Source organism: Mesorhizobium sp. AR07, from assembly GCF_024746815.1.
In the GTDB taxonomy this organism is placed as follows: domain Bacteria; phylum Pseudomonadota; class Alphaproteobacteria; order Rhizobiales; family Rhizobiaceae; genus Mesorhizobium.
In genome coordinates, this window is the sequence record NZ_CP080525.1 from 1,681,854 (window position 1) to 1,700,036 (window position 18,183).

The following is an 18,183-nucleotide window of genomic DNA, read 5'->3' on the forward strand; positions in this document are numbered from 1 at the left end:
CGGCCTGTCATGACCCTGCGCTACCCGCTTGCGGCAAAGCAAATGGGGAATCACCTTGCCATGACGGACGTTTCCGCAGATCTGGTTTTTCGCCGCGGTAAGGAAGTTGGAAAAGCCGTCTACCAGAACCGCCCGCTGTCGAAGGCAGGCATTTCTGAACGGCTGTTCGCCTTCCTGTTTTCCGGCCTCGTCTATCCGCAGATCTGGGAAGATCCCGATGTCGACATGGAGGCGATGCAGCTTGGCCAGGACCATCGCGTCGTCACCATCGCCTCGGGCGGCTGCAACATCCTGGCCTATCTCACCCGCTCGCCGGCACGGGTCGACGCGGTCGACCTCAACGCCGCCCACATCGCGCTCAACCGCATGAAGCTGGAGGCCGTGCGCCACCTGCCTTCGCAAGGTGACCTGTTCCGCTTCTTCGGCGCCGCCGACACCAGCCACAATTCGGAAGCCTACGACCGTTTCATCGCGCCGCACCTCGACCCGGTCAGCCGTCATTACTGGGAGCGCCGCAACTGGCGCGGCCGCCGGCGCATCGCTGTCTTCGACCGCAATTTCTACCAGACCGGACTGCTTGGCCTGTTCATCGCCATGGGCCATCGCACGGCAAAGTTCTTCGGCGTCGATCCTGCCGGCATCATGCAGGCCCGCAACATCGGCGAGCAGCGCCGCTTCTTTTACGAGGAGCTGGCGCCGGTCTTCGACAAGCCACTGCTGAAATGGGCGACATCGCGCAAGGCCTCGCTGTTCGGCCTCGGCATTCCGCCGGCGCAGTATGATTCGCTGATCACTTCAGGTGACGGCACCATGGCCAGTGTCTTGAAAGCCCGGCTGGAAAAGCTCGCTTGCGATTTTCCGCTGGAGAACAACTACTTCGCCTGGCAGGCTTTTGCCCGCCGCTACCCGAACCCCGGCGAGGCCGCCCTCCCCGCCTATCTCGAAAAAAAGAACTACGAGACCATCCGCGGCAATGTCGACCGCGTCGCCATCCACCATGCCAATCTGATCGAGTTTCTTGCCGGCAAGGACGCCGGCGCGGTCGACCGTTTCATCCTGCTCGATGCGCAGGACTGGATGACCGATGACCAGCTCAATGCGCTGTGGGCGGAAATCACCCGCACCGCCTCAGTCGGCGCCCGCGTCATTTTCCGCACCGCCGCAGAGCCCAGCCTGTTGCCCGGCCGGGTCTCCAGCTCGCTGCTCGACCAGTGGAATTATCAGGACGAGGCGTCACGCGAATTCTCGGCCCGCGACCGTTCGGCCATCTATGGCGGCTTCCACCTCTACGTGAAGCGTGCCGCATGAGCACGACCGAGCTGCCGGCCAGCCATGCCGAACTGATGGATGGGGTCTACCGCTGGCAGCGCCACATCTACGACCTGACCCGCAAATACTACCTGCTCGGTCGCGACCGGTTGATCGCCGGGCTCGACGTACCGCCCGGCGGCACCGTGCTGGAACTCGGTTGCGGTACCGGCCGCAACATCATCCTGGCCGCCCGTCGCTATCCCGATGCCCGCTTCTTCGGCCTCGACATTTCGGCCGAAATGCTGGAGACGGCCGGCGCGGCGATTGCCCGCGAAGGCTTGTCGGGCCGCGTCATGCTGGCCAGGGGCGACGCCACCGATTTCGATGCGGCCGCGCTTTATAGCATCGAGCGGTTCGACCGCATCTTCGTATCCTATTCGCTGTCGATGATCCCCGGCTGGGAGAAGACGGTGTCGGCAGCACTTGCCGCACTCGCCCCCAGCGGTTCCCTGCATGTCGTCGATTTCGGCCAGCAGGAAGGCCTGCCAGGCTGGTTCCGGGCAATGCTGCGCGGCTGGTTGAAAAAATTCCACGTCGCGCCGCGTGAATCGCTGCGTGAGGTTCTGGAATCGGAATCTCGGCGGACCGGCGCAAGCTTCCGTTTCCGCACGCTTTATCGCGGCTATGCCTGGCTGGCCGTGGTTGGGCCGAGCATCTTCACCTCCCCCTCGATGGCGGAGGCCGCGCCAAAGGCGCGGGTTGGGTGAAGCGCTAGGCACCCCACCCCGGCGCTGCGCGCCGACCCTCCCCATGATGGGGAGGGTAAGGAAGTTAGTGCAGCGCCGTCACCAGCGCCCCTACCATCGTCTGCGGGCGGTAGCCGAGCTTGGCCGGCGTCAGGCCGAGCCGCACCACCACCAGCTGCTCCGAGGGAATGATGGTGACCGTCTGGCCGTCATGGCCTTCCATCCAGATGGTGTCCTTGGGTAATCCCGCCGCAACGCCGGCGCCGGGATTTTCCTCATCGCCCGGTGCCTCGATCCACAATTGGCCCTTGCCGTAGACTTTCGAGGCGGGTGCCGGCTCCCGCATCCAATCGACGAAGCCGGCCGGAAGCACCTGGTTGCCGTTCCACATCCCACCTTGCAGCAGGAACTGGCCGAAGCGCGCCCAGTCATGCGCCGTCGCATAGAGGTAGGATGAGCCGACGAAGGTGCCCTGCTCGTCCGTCTCCAGCACCGCGCTGTGCATGCCGAGCGGCTCGAACAGCGCGGTGCGCGGCCACGTCAGCGCCTTGCCCTTGTCGCCGATCGCGTCCTGCCAGAGGCGCGACAGCATCACCGCCGTGCCGCTCGAATAGGAAAACACCTTGCCCACCTCGGCCGCCAGCGGCTTGGCTGCGGCGAAGCCCGCCATGTCGGGTTCGAGATAGAGCATGCGCGTGACGTCGGCGACGTCGCCATAATCCTCGTCGAACTCCAGCCCGCTCGACATCGCCATCATGTCGGCAAGGCTGATCGCGGCGCGGCCATCCGCCTTCCAGGGCGCGAACAGCCCCTTGTTGTCGACCGCCATCTTGCCCTCCTTGACCAGCGTGCCGATGACCGCGGCGTTCACCGTCTTGGTCATCGACCAGCCGAGCAGCGGCGTCTTTGCCGAAAAACCGGCGCCATAGCGCTCGGCGACGACGCGGCCGTTCTTGACCACCACCACCGCGCGCATGCCGGTGCCGGTCAGCGCCGCATCGTCCAGCAGCTTTGCAATCACCGGGTCCTGTGATGCTTCGACCCGTTCACCCTCCGGCCACAGCGCGTCCTGGTTGACCGCCGATGGATCGGCATGGATCGCGGTGCGCCGCACCTTGCCGACATCGCCATCGGGAACCGAGGCGCAGCCCAGCCCGTCGCGGGCGACGGCGATGCTCTTGCCAAGGAAGCCTAGCAGGCCGGCAGAGACAGTACCCCGGTTCTTGTCCACCGACACCCGCATCAACCGCAGCAGCGGGTGCCCCGGGGCCTGCACGTCGACGGCGAGCACCTCATTGGGGTCACGCCCGGCGATGAAGACGTTCGAGCAGACGATCTTGGCCGAATAGCCCGAGCCGACGCGGATCAATTCAGGCGGCGCGATATAGAGCCAGGCAAACAGCGCGGCGACCGCCAGCACGATCAGGCCAAGCAGCCATTTGACGATCTTGACGACGATCCGCATTTTTCACCCTCGTTCGACCGGAGCTCCGCCCCGATGACATCGATTTGCCGCCATTGCTTCAGCAAATCGGAGCTCTTGTCGAGCGCCGTGAACCGATTATCAACCATGATCGGCGATCACAGGACATACCGGACGATCCTGTGGGGTGATCGTCCAGTGGGCCAGGCCGAGGGGCCATCAGTGCACAGACCCATCAGCGACCGGCTGAATCCGGCTCGGGAGTTGCCATGCGCCGTCTTGCGGCCCTCTTCATGCTGACGCTGCTTGGCGCCTGCTCGACCGTGGACGATCTCACGCCGCTGTCGCCATCATCGAGCAGCCCGACGGTTGCCGTCCGCGCGCCTCGCTTCTCCGATTCCAAGCCGCATGAATGGGTAAGCGGCGCGCCGTGGAACTACGCCGTTCACGGCACCGACGTCTCCAAGTACCAGACCTCGGTCGACTGGCCGGCGGCCAGGGCCAGCGGCATCTCCTTCGCCTTCATCAAGGCGACCGAGGGCGGCGATCGCTTCGATGAATATTTCAACGAACACTGGGCACGCACGAAAGCCAACGGGATCCCGCGCGCGGCCTATCATTTCTTCTATTTCTGCACGCCCGCCGCCCAGCAGGCGCGCTGGTTCATCCAGAATGTCCCCGTCGATCGCTCGGCGATGCCGCCGGTCCTCGACATGGAATGGAACCCGAAATCGCCGACCTGCAGGCTGCGTCCCGATACCGCCACGGTGCGCGCGGAGATGACCACCTTCCTCGAAATCGTCGAACGGCACTATGGCAAGAAGCCGATCATCTACACCTCGGTCGACTTCTTCGACGACAACGAGCTGTCGACCTTCCGCGGCTATCCCTACTGGCTGCGCTCCGTCGCCGGCCATCCGCGCGAAAAATATGGCAGCCACCCCTTCACCTTCTGGCAGTACACCGGAACCGGCATTGTTCCCGGCATGACCGGCAAGTCCGACATCAACGTTTTCAACGGCAGTGAAACCGCCTGGAACAAGTGGCTGCGGCAGAACACCCGTTGAACACCGGGGCAACGGCAGCGAAGCCGCCTGGAACAAGGGCTGCGGCAGAACACCCGTTGACACCGGGGCAACGGCACCGAAGCCGCCTGGAATAATGGCTGCGGCAGAACAACCGTTGACACCGGGCGTGCCGCCTGCTTTTCGACACAGCCGGCGGTAAGGAGTGCAACCGCCGGTAATTCAGGGCGTTGGGCTTCCGAGGGGAGCATGATAAATGCCCTCATTCGTTTCGAAAGGAAGCTGATGCGACTGCGTTCCCAAGCCCTCGCGGCGCTGTTCCTGTGCGCCACGGCGTTGCCGGCGATGGCGCAGGAATGCGGCGGCGACTTCGAAGCCTGGAAGCAAGGCGTGGCGGCGGAAGCCAAGGCGGCCGGTGTCGGCGCCGTCGGTCTCGACGCGCTGGAAGATGCCACCCTTGACGACAAGGTGCTGGCGCGCGACCGCGCCCAGGGCGTCTTTACCCAGACCTTCATCGAATTTTCCAGCCGCATGATCTCCGCCTACCGGCTGAAGCAGGGTGCGGCGAACCTGAAGAAATACGCCGATGTCTTCGCCCGTGCCGACCAGCAGTTCGGCGTCCAGGCGCCGATCATCGCCGCCTTCTGGGCGCTGGAGACCGATTTCGGCGCCGTTCAGGGCGATTTCCACACGCTGAGCGCCCTGGTGACTCTGTCCCATGATTGTCGCCGCCCGCAACTGTTCCGGCCTCAGCTGGTGCCGCTTCTGGAGCTGATCGATCGTGGCGTGCTGCCGGCCGACGTCAAGGGCGCCTGGGCTGGCGAGATCGGCCAGACGCAGATCCTGCCTTCCGACTATCTGGCGCGCGGCGTCGACGGCGATGGCGACGGCAAGGTCGACCTGCGAAACAGCGTGCCGGATGTGATCATGACCACCGCCAACAAGGTGCTGTCGCGTGGCTGGAAACGCGACGAGCCCTGGATCCAGGAAGTCCGCGTGCCCGACAACATGCCCTGGGACCAGACCGGGCGCACCAACAAGCTGCCGCTGACGCAATGGGCGCAATGGGGCGTCACCTACCCCAGCGGCGCACCGCTGGTCGACAATGGCCTGAAAGCAGGGCTGGCGTTGCCGATGGGACGCAAGGGGCCAGCCTTCCTCACCTACGACAATTTCGACGTCTATCTCGAATGGAACCAGTCCTTCACCTACGCGCTGACCGCGGCCAACCTCGCCGCCAGATTGGCGGGCGCACCACAATTCGATCCGCGCAACCCCGAGACCGGCCTCAACAACGAGCAGATGAAGGCGCTGCAGACCAAGCTGGAAGCCAGGGGCTATGATGTCGGCACGGTCGACGGCATCCTCGGCACCAACACCCGCGAAGCAATCCGCAAGGAACAGATGCGCCTTGGCTTGCCCGTGGACGGCTGGCCGACGCCGGAGCTTTTGGGAAAGCTGTGAAGAGCGAGTAGCGAGTAGAAGGTAATCCCCTTCTTTCCTGCCGTCTCGGCAAATTTTCGCTATTCCCTATTCGCTATTCCCTAATCCGCCATCGTCTCCAAACTCGCAAACCCTTGCGGCGCGTCGCCTTCGTCGAAGGGCGTCGTCACCTCGACGAAGGTGTCGGGATAGAAGCCGTTGAAGCGGGTCCGGAGCGACAGCGAATAGGCGCCGATGTGGCCGATCTCGATCCAGTCGCCGGTGTCGACCGTCTCCGGCAGCCAGAACGGCCGCGACAGGATGTCGACGGAATCGCAGGTCGCCCCGCAGACCTTGAACGGCACGATGTTCTTTTCCTCGCCGTTGCGCGAGCGGATTGCCGGATCGGGAATGAAACGCGCCGGCAGCGTGATCTTGCCCGTCCATGAATCCGACAGCGATGCCCAGATACCGTCATTGATGTAGAGCCGCTTGCCCTTGCGCAGCAGCACACGCACGATCAGCGACAGGCAGCGTGCCACGATCACCCTGCCGGGCTCCGCCACCAGAGGTATCTGGTCGAACTGATATTCCTTCAGATCACCCGACAGCCGTGACATGATCTGCCCGAGCGATGGCATCTCGATCTGCTTGCGGTTGGGATCATGCCCATATTCGGCTGGAAAGCCGCCACCGACATCGAGCCCGGCAATATCGAAGGTCAGCCGGTTGCGCACCCAGTCGGCCGAAGCCAGCGCCCGCTCATAGGTGTCGGGATCCTCGATCTGGCTGCCGACGTGGAAACACAGGCCAACCCTGTAGCCGGTGCGGTTCAGCCGCTCCGCCAATTCGACGGCATAGGCCGGCCCGGCGCCGAACTTCTTCGACAGTTCGTAGGCGGCATGCCCCTTGGTCTGCACCCGCACGAACACGCTGATCGAGCCCGGATCGATGTCGAGCGCCCGCACCACCCGGGTCAGCTTGGTGATCTCGTCCTCATGGTCGAGCGAAATGACGCGGATGGCGTACTTCTCCAGCGCCAGCTTGATATCCGACTGCGCCTTGACCGGATGCATATAGAGCATCTCGGCATCGGGTGAGACCGCGCGCACGGCGGCGAACTCGCCGGGCGAGGCCACGTCGAAAGCTGTAACGCCGGCCTCGACCAGCGCCTTGAGCACGATCGGCTCGCCATTGGTCTTGACCGCATAGGCCGTCTTGCCGGGAAACATGCCCATGAACTGCCTGGCATCCGCCATCAGCACCTGCGGGCGGAAACAGTAGACCGGATCGTCCGGGCGAAGCGCCAGTGCCGCCTCGCGGGCATTCTCGAATCGCTGCATGGACGAATCCTCACCTCGGCTGCGCACAATTAATCCAAGCTAGCGGCTAATGAAAACAATTCTGTGTCTCGTGCACCTGGCGCAGCGGCGCTAGGTCATTGGGGGGAACGTTTGCCATCAGTCAGGTTTCGGGTGGCCCTTGTCGCCGGATCCGATATGCGTTCTGCCTGACCGGCTGGCATTCAGGCCGTCTGGGAGGACGATCACATGGCAATAGCCGCGACATCAGCACCACGTGGGCCGATGGTGCTCAAGGACTGGGGACAGCTCCTGCTGCTTGGCGCGATCTGGGGCGGCTCGTTCTTCTTCGCTCGCATCGCGGTGGCGGAACTTCATCCGCTGGTGCTGGTGCTGTTTCGCGTCGCCATCGCGGCGATCGCTCTCCAGCTCTATCTGGCCATTCGCGGACCATCCTTCCGCCTCGCGCTTCCCCATGCCGGCCTGTTCTTCCTGCTGGCGTTCACCAACAATGTCGTACCCTTCTCGCTGATCTTCGCCGGCCAGACGCAGCTTGGCGCCGGTGTCGCCTCGGTGCTCAACGCAACGACGCCGTTCTGGACATTGATCCTCGCCAACGCGCTGACATCAGATGAAAAGCTCTCGTGGAACAAGCTTGCCGGTATTGCGCTCGGCGTCGCCGGCACGGCCGTGATGATCGGCCCCGGCCTGCTTGCCGGGCTCGGCGGTCCGGTCTGGGCCAAATTCGCGCTGATCGGCGCTTCGCTGTCCTATGGCATCGCGCTGATGGTCGCCCGCCGCTTCAAGGGCGTGCCCTCGCCGGTCCTCGCCACCGGACAATTGACCGCGTCGACCATCATCATGATCCCGATCGTGCTGTTCACCCATGGTCCGGCCGGCCTGTTCTCGGCCTCGCCCCCGGTCTGGGCCGCAGTGCTGGCGCTGGCGCTTTTGTCCACGGCCTTCGCCTACATCCTTTATTTCAACCTCGTCGCTTCGGCCGGCGTCACCAACGCCTCGCTGGTCACGCTCATCGTGCCGGCCAGCGCCATGCTGCTCGGCTTCCTGTTCCTTGGTGAACGGCTCGAATGGTTCGAAATCGGCGGCGTGGTGCTGATTGCACTAGGCCTCATCACCATCGACGGGCGGCTGTTCGGCCGACGTTAGGGCGCCGCGCGTCCAACTGGACGCGCAAAGTACACTCTGACCACTTTGATTGAATCTCCGCATCGTGCTTTCCGAAAGTCGAATTCGACGTTAGGGGCCGATGCGGTAGCGCTGCCATGACACGGCAACGACACGAGTCCGCCACAATTTATTCACAGGCCCTAAGCGGGTTTTTGCCGAAGAGTTTCAATGCTTAACGGCAAAAGGCGGGTCGCAAATCTAGCAATCACGTCGCAATGCAGCACATTTTCCGCTTGCCTGTGGCACAAATGAACCTAGACTCTTAGGCATAGCTCTTTAAGAGGAGGCTATGTCATGGGACTTACGAGGCCTATCAACGCATTGATGATCTGTGCTGCGTTCGCCTTCATCGGAGCCCTCATTATGGGCTTTCTTCCCTGACCCGCCAAGACGGGGAAGACCAGCACCAAATAGTCTAACCAATTTAAAAGGCCGGGTTTTTACCCGGCCTTTTTGCATTTCCGACGCTCTTGGGGCCTAAAGCGTGTCGCGATTAATTGGCCTCATATCCGGCAGCCTTGAAGAAGTTTCTGCATTCGGCTGGCTCGAACAGGTGGCAGATATCGCCGAGAGCGTCGCAGAGGGCATCGAAAGTTCTGGCCGCCTTCTTTCGCAGCCGCGCCTTGAGTTTTGAGTAGGCCATCTCGATCGGATTGAGATCGGGTGAGTATGGCGGCAGGAACAGGAGCCATGCGCCCCTTTGGCGAACCAGTTGGGCAGCGCGCTCGTTCTTGTGGAAGCCGACATTATCGAGAATGACGACATCGCCGGGCGACAGTTCGGGAGCGAGCTGCGTTTCGACGTAGCGTTCGAAGATGGCGGCATTCATCGGCGCGTTGACGATCCACGGCGCGACAAGACCGTGACATCGCAGCCCGGCGATGAAGGTCTGCGTCTGCCATTTGCCGAATGGCGCATGCGTCCTGAAGCGCTCGCCCTTCGGCGCCCAGCCGGTGCGTTTGGTCAGTTTGGTATTGGTCGACGTCTCATCGATGAAGATCAGCCGCGCCAAAGCCTTGTTGAAGAAGCGCTTTCGCCGCCCGATCCACAGTTCACGCGCCTGGCGCACGTCGGCCCGCTGCTGCTCGCTGGCCAGTAGAGTTTTTTTTATGACTGAGCCCAAGGCGATTGAGCAGGCGACCGACATTGGAGCGGTGCACGCTCACCCCGCGCACCTCCAGCTCGACGCAAAGCTCATCTAGCGTCAGTTCGCCGGTCTCGGCCAACCGCGAGCGGACAAACTCGGCATGCGGCTCAAGCTTGCCGCCGCCCACATGGCCCTGCCGACGCGCTTCAAGCGAACCGGTCTGCCGCCGCAGGTTGATCAGATTGTTCACAAAGCGAGGCGAAACGCGGAAATGGCGCGCAGCCTCGCGGTGACCATGTCCCTCATCGACATACGCAACAACACGCCGACGCAACTCAAGCGGTAGCGGCTTGCCCATCGCGGTCTCCTTTCAGCCGCAATGAATCACGAACTCAAATCTATGGGAATCCTGAATCCCTTAAATCGCGACACGCTTTAATGCATGTCGCCCAAAAGTGGCCCCGGTTTTGGGGCAACGACATGCATAAAAACAAAGACTTAAAGCGCGTCGCCTGAATCCGTTTCAATGCGACGCGCTTTAAGCCGCAGCCGAGCCCGCCGCCTCTGCTTCGTGCGAACGGATGCCGATCATGTGGCAGATGGCAAAGACCAGATCGGCTCGGTTCATCGTGTAGAAATGGAAATCGCCGACCCCGCGCTCGACCAGATCCATGACCTGTTCGGCCGCCACCGCCGAAGCCACCAGCGCATGCGTCTGCGGGTCCCGGTCCAGGCCCTCGAACCGCTCCGCCAGCCAGCCAGGCACATGCGCGCCCGCTCTCGCGGAAAAATTTGCGACCTGCTTGAAACTGTGAACCGGCTGGATACCCGGCACGATGGGGATGTAGATGCCGGCGCGGCGGACGCGCTCGACATAGCGCTCGTAGAGATCATTGTCGAAGAAGAACTGGGTGATGGCGCGCGTCGCGCCATTGTCGACCTTGCGTTTCAGCATCTCGATGTCGGTGGCGAAATCGGGGCTTTGCGGATGCTTTTCCGGGTAAGCCGCGACCGAGATGTCGAAATCCGAGATCGCCTTAAGCCCGGCGACCAGTTCGGCGCCATTCTCGTAGCCGCCTGGATGCGGGCGATAGGGTTCGCCGACACCGGAAGCCGGGTCGCCGCGCAGCGCCACGAACCGGTTGATGCCGATCGACTTGTAATCCTGGATGACCGTATCGACCTCTTCACGCGTTGCACCGACGCAGGTCAGATGCGCCGCGGCCGGAATACCGGCTTCCGTCAGGATGCGCTTTACGGTGCGCGCGGTGCGCTCACGCGTCGAGCCGCCGGCGCCATAGGTCACCGAGACGAATTTCGGCTTCAGCGGCTCCAGCCGGGTGACCGTATCCCATAGCCTCGCTTCCATCTCGTCGGTCTTTGGCGGGAAGAATTCAAAGGAAACCCGGACCTTGTCACCAATGTCGGGGCGGCGGGAAAAGCGGAACTGGTTCATCAGGCAACTTCCCTTATCTGCCTTGTGTCGTTGGAAGGATCGGCGATCAGCAGCCGCCGGTCGCGGCCAAGCCAGAGTTTTACGGTGAGCCTGGCCTCGTTGCCGCCGCGCGGCTCGAACTCCTGGCTGTCTTCGAGATCGAGGCCGGCTTCCGAAAACCAGTCGGCGATCTGCCGGTCGGAAAAGCCGAGCCGCATATGCGCGTGCTCGTCGCGCAGGAACTCCAGCGCATGCGGCGCGAAGTCGACGATGACCAATCGCCCGGCCGGGCGCAAAAGCCGCGCCGCCTCGTGGATGGCGCGGGCGGGATCGTCGAGATAGTGCAGCACCTGATGGATGGTGACGAGATCGAAGGCATCGCGCTCGACCGGCGGCGCGAAGATGTCGCCTTGCCGCACCTGCGCGTTCGAAACACCGGCCTTGTCGAGATTGGCGCGCGCTACCGTCAGCATCTCGCGCGACATGTCGATGCCGACGCCGCGCCGGTAGAGCGGCGAGAAGATTTCCAGCAACCGACCGGTGCCGGTGCCAAGATCAAGCATCGACTGGAACGGCCGCTTGCCGACCAGCTTCAGCATCGCGGCTTCGACGGCGCGGTCCGGCACGTGCAGCGAACGGATATGGTCCCAGCTCGCCGCGTTCACCGAAAAATATTCGGCCGCGCGGTCCTGCCGCTTGCGCTTGACCGAGCCGAGCCGCTCTTGATCGCGCTCGACCTGCGGATCGGCGCCGCGAATGCCGGAAACCAGCCCCAGCACGAAATCGCGCGCTGAATCCGTATCCGACAGCCGGAAGAAGGCCCAAGACCCTTCCTGGTAGCGGCAGATCAGCCCGGCCTCCAGCAGCAGCTTGAGATGCCGCGAAACGCGCGGCTGCGACTGGCCGAGAATTTCGGTAAGATCGGAAACGGTGAGGTCGCCGCGCGACAACAGTGCCAATATGCGCAAGCGGCTGGATTCGGCCGCCGCCTTCAATGTGTCCACCATGGTGTCGAGCGAGACATGCATCAGCGTATTCTCTTTGAAAAAGATATAAACATATGTTTATGTCGATTTTCGAGACCTTGCAAGCACTATGTCGCTTCCGGACAAGAAAATGCCGCTTGCGTGGCGTTCGCGGAAACCTGGACCAAATGACCGGACCGCTCAAAATGTTCGAAATGCGCGAAGGCGAGCAGAGGCTGGAACATGATCCAGCGCTGATGCCGCCGGATGGCGGGATCGTCTTCATCGGTCGCATCGCATCGCCATGGACGACACGGGAGACCTGCCCGAAGAACATGCGCACCGCGCGCGAGACCGGGCAACCGGCGGTTCTGATCATCGACGCGCCCTATCGCAGCGGCCTGCAGGGGCTGGAGCGCGCCAGCCACGTCATCATCCTGTCCTGGCTGCACCATGCGCCGCGGTACCTGATTGTGCAGAAACCCCGCCATGCGGCTGAAGCGAAAGGCGTATTCGGCCTGCGCTCCCCTGCCCGGCCGAATCCGGTCGGCCTGCATGTAGCAAAACTCGTCGGGCTCGATATCGGCACCGGCCGCATTGATCTCGACGCCATCGACGTGCTCGACGGCACGCCGGTCATCGACATCAAACCTTACTTCGCCTCGCCACCGACGCCGTTGCCGAGGCCACCATCGAAGGGCGCGACGAGCCCAATCGGATTCGGCGATGAAAGCGCCGACCGGCCGACGCCGCGCCATCGCCAAGGGGCTGACGGCACTTCTTCCGCTGGCGCCCTATGCCGACATGGAGAAGATCCGCGCTGATGCCGGCTCGGTTCATATGAAGACGTTGCCGCCGACCATCGCCGTGTGGCTGGCGACCATTGCCCACATCCGCCACGTGCACACCGATTACGAAAAGCTGCTGAGCGAAGGCTACGACCGCGATTCGGCACGATTCTTCGTCATCGAGCAGACCAACATCGTGCTCACCCGCTGGCGCGCCACACGCCTGCTCGATGCCGACGACGACGAAGAATGAGGCGGTAAGTCAGTTTATTGCCGCGTCAGCACGGCGACCGCATTGTAGGGCTGGCCGTCGGCCTGGCCGACCCACGTCCAGGACAGATTTCCCTTGAAAAACCTGACGGTGACGGTGCCGCCGTCGATGCACTTGTCCCGACCGTAGGTGATGCTCTCATGGTATTCCGCCGATGTATTGTCCCTGGACGTCTGCGACAGGGGCCCGCCGCAGCCGAGCGACGGATAGTCGATCGACGCGCCGCCATCGTTGATCGTCATGGCGATCGACCAGTCGGCGCCGGCATCGCCGGCCGGGCTCTGATGGCCGCTGCCGACCCACGTGCCCGTCAGGGAGGGCACATTCACCACGCAAGGCACGTTCTGGAAGATCGGCGTCAATTCGCTGCCGGTTTTCTCGCAGCGATAGGTTTGGCCGCTCTGGCACAATTCGTCGCCTTCTTTCGCGCATTGCGCGCCGGCTTCGCCTGCAACGGCGAAAATCATCATGGCTGCTATGACGGCCCCAAGCCTGCCCATGTTCCCCCTCCCGTTCAGAATGGAATTGTAAGCCAATTCCAATCTGATGTATCGGCCAGATCGTCATGGAGGACGAACAGCGCCGGCCAGGTGGCTCTATGCCTTCCGCGTGGCGTCGATAGCCTGCGGATCCCGCTTCGCGCGAGAGGACGCCCCGATGAGCCAGACGATGGCAACCAAGGATGCAAAGCCACTGCCGACGGTCGGCGACCGCCACGTCGACCCGCATTCCTATCCCGACGGCGTCGCCTTCCTCGACGGCCAGTACCTGCCGATGGCGCAAGCCAAGATTTCGGTGCTGGACTGGGGTTTTCTGCATTCCGACGCTACCTACGATACCGTACACGTCTGGAACGGCCGCTTCTTCCGCCTCGACCTGCATCTCGACCGCTTCTTCGGCGGGCTGGAAAAGCTGCGCATGACGATCCCGTTCGATCGCGCAGGCGTGACGGAGGTCCTGCACAATTGCGTGACGCTGTCCGGCCATCGCGCCGCCTATGTCGAAATGCTGTGCACGCGCGGCGCCTCGCCGAACTTCAGCCGCGACCCGCGCCAGGCGGTCAACCGCTTCATGGCGTTCGCGGTGCCATTCGGCTCGGTCGCCAATGCCGAGCAGTTGCAGCGCGGCCTGCGCGTCGCCATCAGCGACAAGGTGCGCATTCCGCCGGCCTCGATCGACCCGGCGATCAAGAACTACCACTGGCTCGATCTGGTGCGCGGTCTCTATGACGCCTACGACCGCGGCGCCGAGACCGCGCTGATTCTCGATTTCAACGGCAATGTCGCCGAAGGTCCGGGCTTCAATGTCTTCTGCGTCAAGGACGGCAAACTGTCGACGCCGGCCATTGGCGTGCTGCCCGGCATCACCCGGCGCACCGTCTTCGATCTCTGCGCCGAAGACGGTCTTGCCGCCGCCGCCGTCGATGTCAGTGTCGCCGCGCTGCACCAAGCGGACGAGGTCTTCATCACCTCGACCGCCGGCGGCATCATGCCGGTGACAGAGATCGACGGCACGCCGGTCGCCGACGGCAAGGTCGGGCCGATCACCAGCCGGCTGATGACGCTCTATTGGCAAAAGCACGACGACCCGGCATGGTCGAGCCCGGTGAAGTATCCCTGATCAACCCAATTTCTTGTTCTGCGGGGCGTCTTGTTCAAAAAGATTCCCCCTCGCCTCTGGAAAGTCACGGGACAGGCCGTATATGCCCGAAAGCGGAGAAGCCTCCGCTTTCGCCCGAAATTCACGCCCGCAGGGGCAAGGACTCCACATCATGACAAACAAGGTTTGGTTCATCACCGGATCGTCGAAAGGCTTTGGCCGCGTCTGGGCCGAGGCAGCACTGGCCCGTGGCGACCGTGTCGCGGCGACCGCCCGCGATGCCGGCACGCTCGCCGATCTCGTCGACAAGTATGGCGACAATATCGCCGCGATAAAGCTCGACGTCACCGACAAGAAAGCCGTCGACGCCGCTGTCGCCGAGGCGCACAAGCGCTTTGGCCGGCTCGACGTGGTCATCAACAATGCCGGCTATGGCCATTTCGGCGCTATCGAGGAAGTCAGCGAACAGGAGGCCCGCGACCAGATCGAAACCAACGTGTTCGGTGCTCTGTGGGTCACCCAGGCCGCGCTGCCGATCATGCGGGCGCAGCGCTCCGGCCACATCATCCAGATCTCGTCGATCGGCGGCGTCAACGCCTTTGCCTCGCTCGGCCTTTACCACGCCTCGAAATGGGCGCTGGAAGCCTTCAGCCAGTCGCTCGGCATCGAGGTCGCGGAATTCGGCATCCATGTGACGCTGGTCGAGCCCGGCGGTTTCTCCACCGACTGGTCCGGCGCGTCGGCCAAGATTTCCAAACCGATCGAGGCCTACGCGCCTGCCCGCGCCAAGATGGCCGAGCGCCGCGCCAATTCGGTCGCCGGCGATCCCGAGGCCACCGGACCGGCGATGCTGGCCATCGTCGACGCCGCCGAGCCGCCGCTACGCGTGTTCTTCGGCGATGGCGGCCTGCCGATGACCAAGCAGGAATACGCCAACCGCATCGCCACCTGGGAAAAGTGGGACAACGTTTCCATCATGGCACAAGGCGCGAAGAAGAACCGCAAGGGTTGAGGCCAGCGCTTTTGCTACGCCGTCCCGGCGGCGCAGCCCCTGTCCTTGGTTGGGTGCGATCGATGAAGACTCGTAGCTACGTCCGATAAATCCACTGTTCGGGCACCCGCACCGAAATCTCTTCGCCGACCTTGATCGTTCCCGGCTTCTCGACCCAGGCGACAACGCCACGCAGCCGCTTCGCGGCTTTCGGGAACAGCAGCGCGCCGGCCTCGACGTCGGCCATGCCGACATGTTCGGCGATCGAACGGCCGGCGATGCGGCAGGGTCCGTTCTGCGCGTCGACCTTGATGGTCACACCGCCCTTGAAGAACAACAGCGTGCCGGCCGGCAGCATCGACAAATGCGGCACACCTTCGATCAAAAGGTTGGCGCCAATCCATTCCGGCTTGATCTCGACCAGGCCCATGCGTTCGGCAACGATGGCCAGTTCGTCCGCCGCCACGACAGACAATTGCCGCTCGTTGCGCATTTCGGTGCCGCGCGGATACCAGGGTTCGCGCCCGCCCGAGCGCCGCGTCGCGCCGGCGTGGAAATCGCCTGATATGCCTTCGAAGCCGAGCCCCAAGGCGTCCACCGGGCGCGTCTCGAAATGGTCCGATGGCGCGACGTAAAGCGCTGCCGCTTTGGCGACCAGCTTACGCGCCGGCACGATTTCGATCGGCTTTTCAGCCTCGGGGAAGAGATCCAGCATCGGCTTCATTCCTTGGATGATGCACCCTGTTTTTGCCCTTCGACCGCGAACGCCGCAAGAGCGGTTCGGGCCAAATCACGCAACTCTTCGGCCGAGGCGCCGTCGCGCGCCTGGATCGACATGCCGTTCATGACGCCCGCCAGATATTTGGCGAAGCCCTCGACCGAGAGATTTTCAGGCAGATCGCCCATTGCCAGGCCCTTGGCCAGCCGATCGGCGATCGCCGCTTCACTTGCCTTGCGATAACCCTTGAGTTCATCCGCGATGGCTTGCGCCTGCGGCGAGGCCGCGAGCGCACCGCTGACGAACAGGCAGCCACCCGGCTTGCCGGGCCTGGAATAGGCATCCGCCGCGCCGAGTAGCAACCTCCGGACCGCCTCCCCCGTCGCCACCGGCGCGCTCAGCGCGTCGAGCGCAAAACCGATCTCGGTCTGGTGGTAGCGTGTCAGCGCCTTGCGAAACAAAGTCTCCTTGTCGGTGAAGGCGTTGTAGATCTGCGGCGGCGTCAGCCCCATCGCCTCGCGCAACATGGCCAGCGACGTCGCCTCATAGCCATGCTCCCAGAACAGATGCATCGCCGCATCCAGTGCCCTATCGGGATCGAATGCGCGCGGCCGGCCACCCCTAGGTCTTTCCAAATTATCCATAGTGATCGATACGAAACCTATTGACTCGCCTTCTCCGCATAACGTAACAATTGATACGAAACATGGCAAGCCGGAAGACATATGCCGGAAAGACCATGGAAGCCGGCGAAAAGGAGAGCCAAATGCCAATCACCGTGACCGCGCCGGAAGGCGTACTGACCCCAACTGGCGAGCGCGAGATCCTGCCACGTCTCAGTGCCGCCCTCATCGAAGCCTCCGGCGCCACCGGCAATCCATTCTTCACCGCGATCGTCGGCGGCACGGTCCACATCCTGCCGCTGCATCGCATCTATGCCGGCGGCATCAATCGACCCGTGGTCATGGTCGAGCTGAAGCTGCCGAACATCGGCCTTGGTTCGATCGAAGCCCGAAATGCCTTCATCACCGCGGCCGCCGGCATTGTTGCCGAGTTTTGCGTGCCGAACCACAGGCCCGAGAACACCTGGATCAACATCGTCAATGCGCCCGACGGCGGCTGGGGCATCGGTAGCAGGCAATATTCAGGCGAGGCACTTATCGCCGCCGTAACCGCCGCCGCGCATTGATTGACAGCCGCGATGAACAGGAACGAACCGATGCGGCTCTCCCCTTCGTTGTTCTTCACCACAAATTGCGAGCCGGCATTGGCCTTCTACGAACAGTGCGGGCTCGGCCGGGGAACGATCCTGCTGCGCTGGGGCGACAACGACATGCCGGTGCGAACCGAAGCCATGCGCGGAAAGGTGTTGCATGCGCGGTTCGAAGGCCCGGGCGTGCTGTTTCATGCCTCGGACAATGACGATGCGGAGCCGATGAAGGGCTCCGCCATGATGCTGGAGTTCGACAGCCTGCCGGCCATGCAGGAGCTTTTCGCGCGCATCGCCGCGGGCGGCCGGATCACCGTGCCCCTGGCGCGGCAAAATTGGGGAACCAGCTTCGGCATGCTGGTCGACGCCTTCGGCGTGCAGTGGATGTTCAGCTGTCCCAATGAATGAGATCCAGTGCGGATCACGATCTTCTTACCTGAAATGGAACCAATCCTGTCGCAGCGCCGCATTGCCGCCGCGCTGCGCCGGCAACATGGTGGCGTCCAGGCAAGTCTGCGGAGGGTCTCTCATGCGTCCCGGAACGGCGATCGCGCTGCTTTGGCTGATCTGGGTGGTGTCATGGGCCGCTGCCGCCTTCTGGGCTGACCGTGTCGAAAAACGCGCCGGCTTTCGGGCCGAGTTCCCCTACCGGGCAGTGCTGGTGATCGGCACGATCCTATTCTTCATTCCGGCGCATGGCTATGCCGGGCGATTTCGCCTGTGGTTTCCAAGCCTTGCCGAAGCCTGGATCTGCGTCGCGCTG

At 63.2% G+C, this 18,183-nt stretch carries 19 protein-coding genes and 1 pseudogene; 11 read left to right on the forward strand and 9 right to left on the reverse strand.

Going from position 1 to position 18,183, the window contains the following annotated elements:
- Positions 1 to 9: 9 nt before the first annotated feature.
- Complete coding sequence (locus BPNPMPFG_RS08610) at positions 10 to 1,308, forward strand: BtaA family protein (RefSeq protein WP_258594711.1); 1,299 nt, start codon at positions 10 to 12, stop codon at positions 1,306 to 1,308.
- Entirely contained in the window at positions 1,305 to 2,018 is a 714-nt protein-coding gene (locus BPNPMPFG_RS08615; RefSeq protein ID WP_258594713.1) for an SAM-dependent methyltransferase, read from the forward strand. Before BPNPMPFG_RS08610 ends, BPNPMPFG_RS08615 begins: the two co-directional genes overlap by 4 nt.
- Positions 2,019 to 2,082: 64 nt before the next feature.
- Here BPNPMPFG_RS08615 and BPNPMPFG_RS08620 read toward each other — a convergent pair whose 3' ends face one another.
- Positions 2,083 to 3,462 (reverse strand): serine hydrolase domain-containing protein, encoded by a 1,380-nt coding sequence (locus BPNPMPFG_RS08620; RefSeq protein ID WP_258594714.1) that lies wholly within the window; start codon positions 3,460 to 3,462, stop codon positions 2,083 to 2,085.
- Between the two features lie 227 nt (positions 3,463 to 3,689).
- Between BPNPMPFG_RS08620 and BPNPMPFG_RS08625 the strand changes: the two genes are divergently transcribed.
- Positions 3,690 to 4,487, forward strand: a complete 798-nt coding sequence (locus BPNPMPFG_RS08625; RefSeq protein WP_258594716.1) for a glycoside hydrolase family 25 protein — start codon at positions 3,690 to 3,692, stop codon at positions 4,485 to 4,487.
- A gap of 243 nt (positions 4,488 to 4,730) precedes the next feature.
- Positions 4,731 to 5,909: a lytic murein transglycosylase gene (locus tag BPNPMPFG_RS08630; RefSeq protein ID WP_258594717.1), complete on the forward strand. Its 1,179-nt coding sequence runs from the start codon at positions 4,731 to 4,733 to the stop codon at positions 5,907 to 5,909.
- An 80-nt stretch (positions 5,910 to 5,989) separates the two neighbouring features.
- Here the strand turns inward: BPNPMPFG_RS08630 and BPNPMPFG_RS08635 are convergent, their stop codons facing one another.
- The gene (locus tag BPNPMPFG_RS08635; RefSeq protein ID WP_258594718.1) at positions 5,990 to 7,210 is read right to left on the reverse strand and encodes an alanine racemase; all 1,221 of its coding nucleotides are present in this window, start codon (positions 7,208 to 7,210) and stop codon (positions 5,990 to 5,992) included.
- 207 nt (positions 7,211 to 7,417) lie between these two features.
- On the opposite strand from BPNPMPFG_RS08635, the gene BPNPMPFG_RS08640 reads away from it, so the two are divergent.
- Entirely contained in the window at positions 7,418 to 8,335 is a 918-nt protein-coding gene (locus BPNPMPFG_RS08640) for a DMT family transporter (protein WP_258594720.1), read from the forward strand.
- 514 nt (positions 8,336 to 8,849) lie between these two features.
- Here BPNPMPFG_RS08640 and BPNPMPFG_RS08645 read toward each other — a convergent pair.
- The 4 genes from BPNPMPFG_RS08645 to BPNPMPFG_RS08660 all read right to left on the reverse strand — a co-directional run bounded on the left by BPNPMPFG_RS08645 (position 8,850) and on the right by BPNPMPFG_RS08660 (position 11,906).
- A complete protein-coding gene (locus tag BPNPMPFG_RS08645; protein WP_258592110.1) occupies positions 8,850 to 9,425 on the reverse strand; it encodes an IS630 family transposase in 576 nt (191 codons plus the stop codon).
- Positions 9,409 to 9,801, reverse strand: coding sequence for an IS630 transposase-related protein (locus tag BPNPMPFG_RS08650; RefSeq protein ID WP_258592109.1), 393 nt, complete (start codon positions 9,799 to 9,801; stop codon positions 9,409 to 9,411). Before BPNPMPFG_RS08650 ends, BPNPMPFG_RS08645 begins: the two co-directional genes overlap by 17 nt.
- 180 nt (positions 9,802 to 9,981) lie before the next feature.
- Positions 9,982 to 10,899: a methylenetetrahydrofolate reductase [NAD(P)H] gene (gene metF, locus BPNPMPFG_RS08655; RefSeq protein WP_258594721.1), complete on the reverse strand. Its 918-nt coding sequence runs from the start codon at positions 10,897 to 10,899 to the stop codon at positions 9,982 to 9,984.
- Positions 10,899 to 11,906: an ArsR/SmtB family transcription factor gene (locus tag BPNPMPFG_RS08660; protein ID WP_258594722.1), complete on the reverse strand. Its 1,008-nt coding sequence runs from the start codon at positions 11,904 to 11,906 to the stop codon at positions 10,899 to 10,901. The genes metF and BPNPMPFG_RS08660 overlap by 1 nt, the downstream gene beginning before the upstream one ends.
- Before the next feature lie 143 nt (positions 11,907 to 12,049).
- Here BPNPMPFG_RS08660 and tsaA point away from each other — a divergent pair.
- Both tsaA and BPNPMPFG_RS08670 read left to right on the forward strand, forming a co-directional pair.
- Positions 12,050 to 12,573 (forward strand): annotated as a pseudogene (tsaA, locus tag BPNPMPFG_RS08665) (tRNA (N6-threonylcarbamoyladenosine(37)-N6)-methyltransferase TrmO).
- Positions 12,570 to 12,884 (forward strand): DUF2293 domain-containing protein, encoded by a 315-nt coding sequence (locus BPNPMPFG_RS08670; protein ID WP_258594723.1) that lies wholly within the window; start codon positions 12,570 to 12,572, stop codon positions 12,882 to 12,884. The pseudogene tsaA and the gene BPNPMPFG_RS08670 overlap by 4 nt, the downstream one beginning before the upstream one ends.
- 14 nt (positions 12,885 to 12,898) lie before the next feature.
- On the opposite strand, the gene BPNPMPFG_RS08675 is transcribed toward BPNPMPFG_RS08670, so the two are convergent.
- Positions 12,899 to 13,402 carry a hypothetical protein gene (locus BPNPMPFG_RS08675; protein WP_258594724.1) on the reverse strand — a complete coding sequence of 168 codons (504 nt, stop codon included), beginning with the start codon at positions 13,400 to 13,402 and terminating at the stop codon, positions 12,899 to 12,901.
- Between the two features lie 157 nt (positions 13,403 to 13,559).
- On the opposite strand from BPNPMPFG_RS08675, the gene BPNPMPFG_RS08680 reads away from it, so the two are divergent.
- Positions 13,560 to 14,522 carry a D-amino acid aminotransferase gene (locus tag BPNPMPFG_RS08680; protein ID WP_258594726.1) on the forward strand — a complete coding sequence of 321 codons (963 nt, stop codon included), beginning with the start codon at positions 13,560 to 13,562 and terminating at the stop codon, positions 14,520 to 14,522.
- Between the two features lie 151 nt (positions 14,523 to 14,673).
- Positions 14,674 to 15,513, forward strand: coding sequence for an SDR family oxidoreductase (locus tag BPNPMPFG_RS08685; RefSeq protein ID WP_258594728.1), 840 nt, complete (start codon positions 14,674 to 14,676; stop codon positions 15,511 to 15,513).
- A 76-nt stretch (positions 15,514 to 15,589) separates the two neighbouring features.
- On the opposite strand, the gene BPNPMPFG_RS08690 is transcribed toward BPNPMPFG_RS08685, so the two are convergent.
- Both BPNPMPFG_RS08690 and BPNPMPFG_RS08695 read right to left on the reverse strand, forming a co-directional pair.
- Complete coding sequence (locus BPNPMPFG_RS08690) at positions 15,590 to 16,207, reverse strand: MOSC domain-containing protein (protein WP_258594730.1); 618 nt, start codon at positions 16,205 to 16,207, stop codon at positions 15,590 to 15,592.
- 5 nt (positions 16,208 to 16,212) lie between these two features.
- Positions 16,213 to 16,782 carry a TetR/AcrR family transcriptional regulator gene (locus BPNPMPFG_RS08695; RefSeq protein ID WP_258594731.1) on the reverse strand — a complete coding sequence of 190 codons (570 nt, stop codon included), beginning with the start codon at positions 16,780 to 16,782 and terminating at the stop codon, positions 16,213 to 16,215.
- A gap of 194 nt (positions 16,783 to 16,976) precedes the next feature.
- On the opposite strand from BPNPMPFG_RS08695, the gene BPNPMPFG_RS08700 reads away from it, so the two are divergent.
- Both BPNPMPFG_RS08700 and BPNPMPFG_RS08705 read left to right on the forward strand, forming a co-directional pair.
- Positions 16,977 to 17,399 (forward strand): tautomerase family protein, encoded by a 423-nt coding sequence (locus BPNPMPFG_RS08700; RefSeq protein ID WP_258594733.1) that lies wholly within the window; start codon positions 16,977 to 16,979, stop codon positions 17,397 to 17,399.
- Positions 17,400 to 17,429: 30 nt separating this feature from the next.
- Entirely contained in the window at positions 17,430 to 17,828 is a 399-nt protein-coding gene (locus BPNPMPFG_RS08705) for a VOC family protein (RefSeq protein WP_258596672.1), read from the forward strand.
- Positions 17,829 to 18,183 lie beyond the last annotated feature (355 nt).

Excerpts from the sequence above, each read along its gene's own strand:
- BPNPMPFG_RS08700 (WP_258594733.1), top strand. The coding sequence starts at position 16,977 with ATGCCAATCACCGTGACCGCGCCGGAAGGCGTACTGACCCCAACTGGC.
- BPNPMPFG_RS08675 (WP_258594724.1), bottom strand. The coding sequence starts at position 13,402 with ATGGGCAGGCTTGGGGCCGTCATAGCAGCCATGATGATTTTCGCCGTT.
- BPNPMPFG_RS08685 (WP_258594728.1), top strand. The coding sequence starts at position 14,674 with ATGACAAACAAGGTTTGGTTCATCACCGGATCGTCGAAAGGCTTTGGC.
- BPNPMPFG_RS08635 (WP_258594718.1), bottom strand. The coding sequence starts at position 7,210 with ATGCAGCGATTCGAGAATGCCCGCGAGGCGGCACTGGCGCTTCGCCCG.
- BPNPMPFG_RS08650 (WP_258592109.1), bottom strand. The coding sequence starts at position 9,801 with ATGGGCAAGCCGCTACCGCTTGAGTTGCGTCGGCGTGTTGTTGCGTAT.
- BPNPMPFG_RS08680 (WP_258594726.1), top strand. The coding sequence starts at position 13,560 with ATGAGCCAGACGATGGCAACCAAGGATGCAAAGCCACTGCCGACGGTC.
- BPNPMPFG_RS08610 (WP_258594711.1), top strand. The coding sequence starts at position 10 with ATGACCCTGCGCTACCCGCTTGCGGCAAAGCAAATGGGGAATCACCTT.
- BPNPMPFG_RS08615 (WP_258594713.1), top strand. The coding sequence starts at position 1,305 with ATGAGCACGACCGAGCTGCCGGCCAGCCATGCCGAACTGATGGATGGG.
- BPNPMPFG_RS08705 (WP_258596672.1), top strand. The coding sequence starts at position 17,430 with ATGCGGCTCTCCCCTTCGTTGTTCTTCACCACAAATTGCGAGCCGGCA.
- BPNPMPFG_RS08625 (WP_258594716.1), top strand. The coding sequence starts at position 3,690 with ATGCGCCGTCTTGCGGCCCTCTTCATGCTGACGCTGCTTGGCGCCTGC.
- BPNPMPFG_RS08620 (WP_258594714.1), bottom strand. The coding sequence starts at position 3,462 with ATGCGGATCGTCGTCAAGATCGTCAAATGGCTGCTTGGCCTGATCGTG.
- BPNPMPFG_RS08640 (WP_258594720.1), top strand. The coding sequence starts at position 7,418 with ATGGCAATAGCCGCGACATCAGCACCACGTGGGCCGATGGTGCTCAAG.
- BPNPMPFG_RS08630 (WP_258594717.1), top strand. The coding sequence starts at position 4,731 with ATGCGACTGCGTTCCCAAGCCCTCGCGGCGCTGTTCCTGTGCGCCACG.
- BPNPMPFG_RS08695 (WP_258594731.1), bottom strand. The coding sequence starts at position 16,782 with ATGCATCTGTTCTGGGAGCATGGCTATGAGGCGACGTCGCTGGCCATG.
- BPNPMPFG_RS08690 (WP_258594730.1), bottom strand. The coding sequence starts at position 16,207 with ATGCTGGATCTCTTCCCCGAGGCTGAAAAGCCGATCGAAATCGTGCCG.
- BPNPMPFG_RS08670 (WP_258594723.1), top strand. The coding sequence starts at position 12,570 with ATGAAAGCGCCGACCGGCCGACGCCGCGCCATCGCCAAGGGGCTGACG.
- BPNPMPFG_RS08660 (WP_258594722.1), bottom strand. The coding sequence starts at position 11,906 with ATGCATGTCTCGCTCGACACCATGGTGGACACATTGAAGGCGGCGGCC.
- metF (WP_258594721.1), bottom strand. The coding sequence starts at position 10,899 with ATGAACCAGTTCCGCTTTTCCCGCCGCCCCGACATTGGTGACAAGGTC.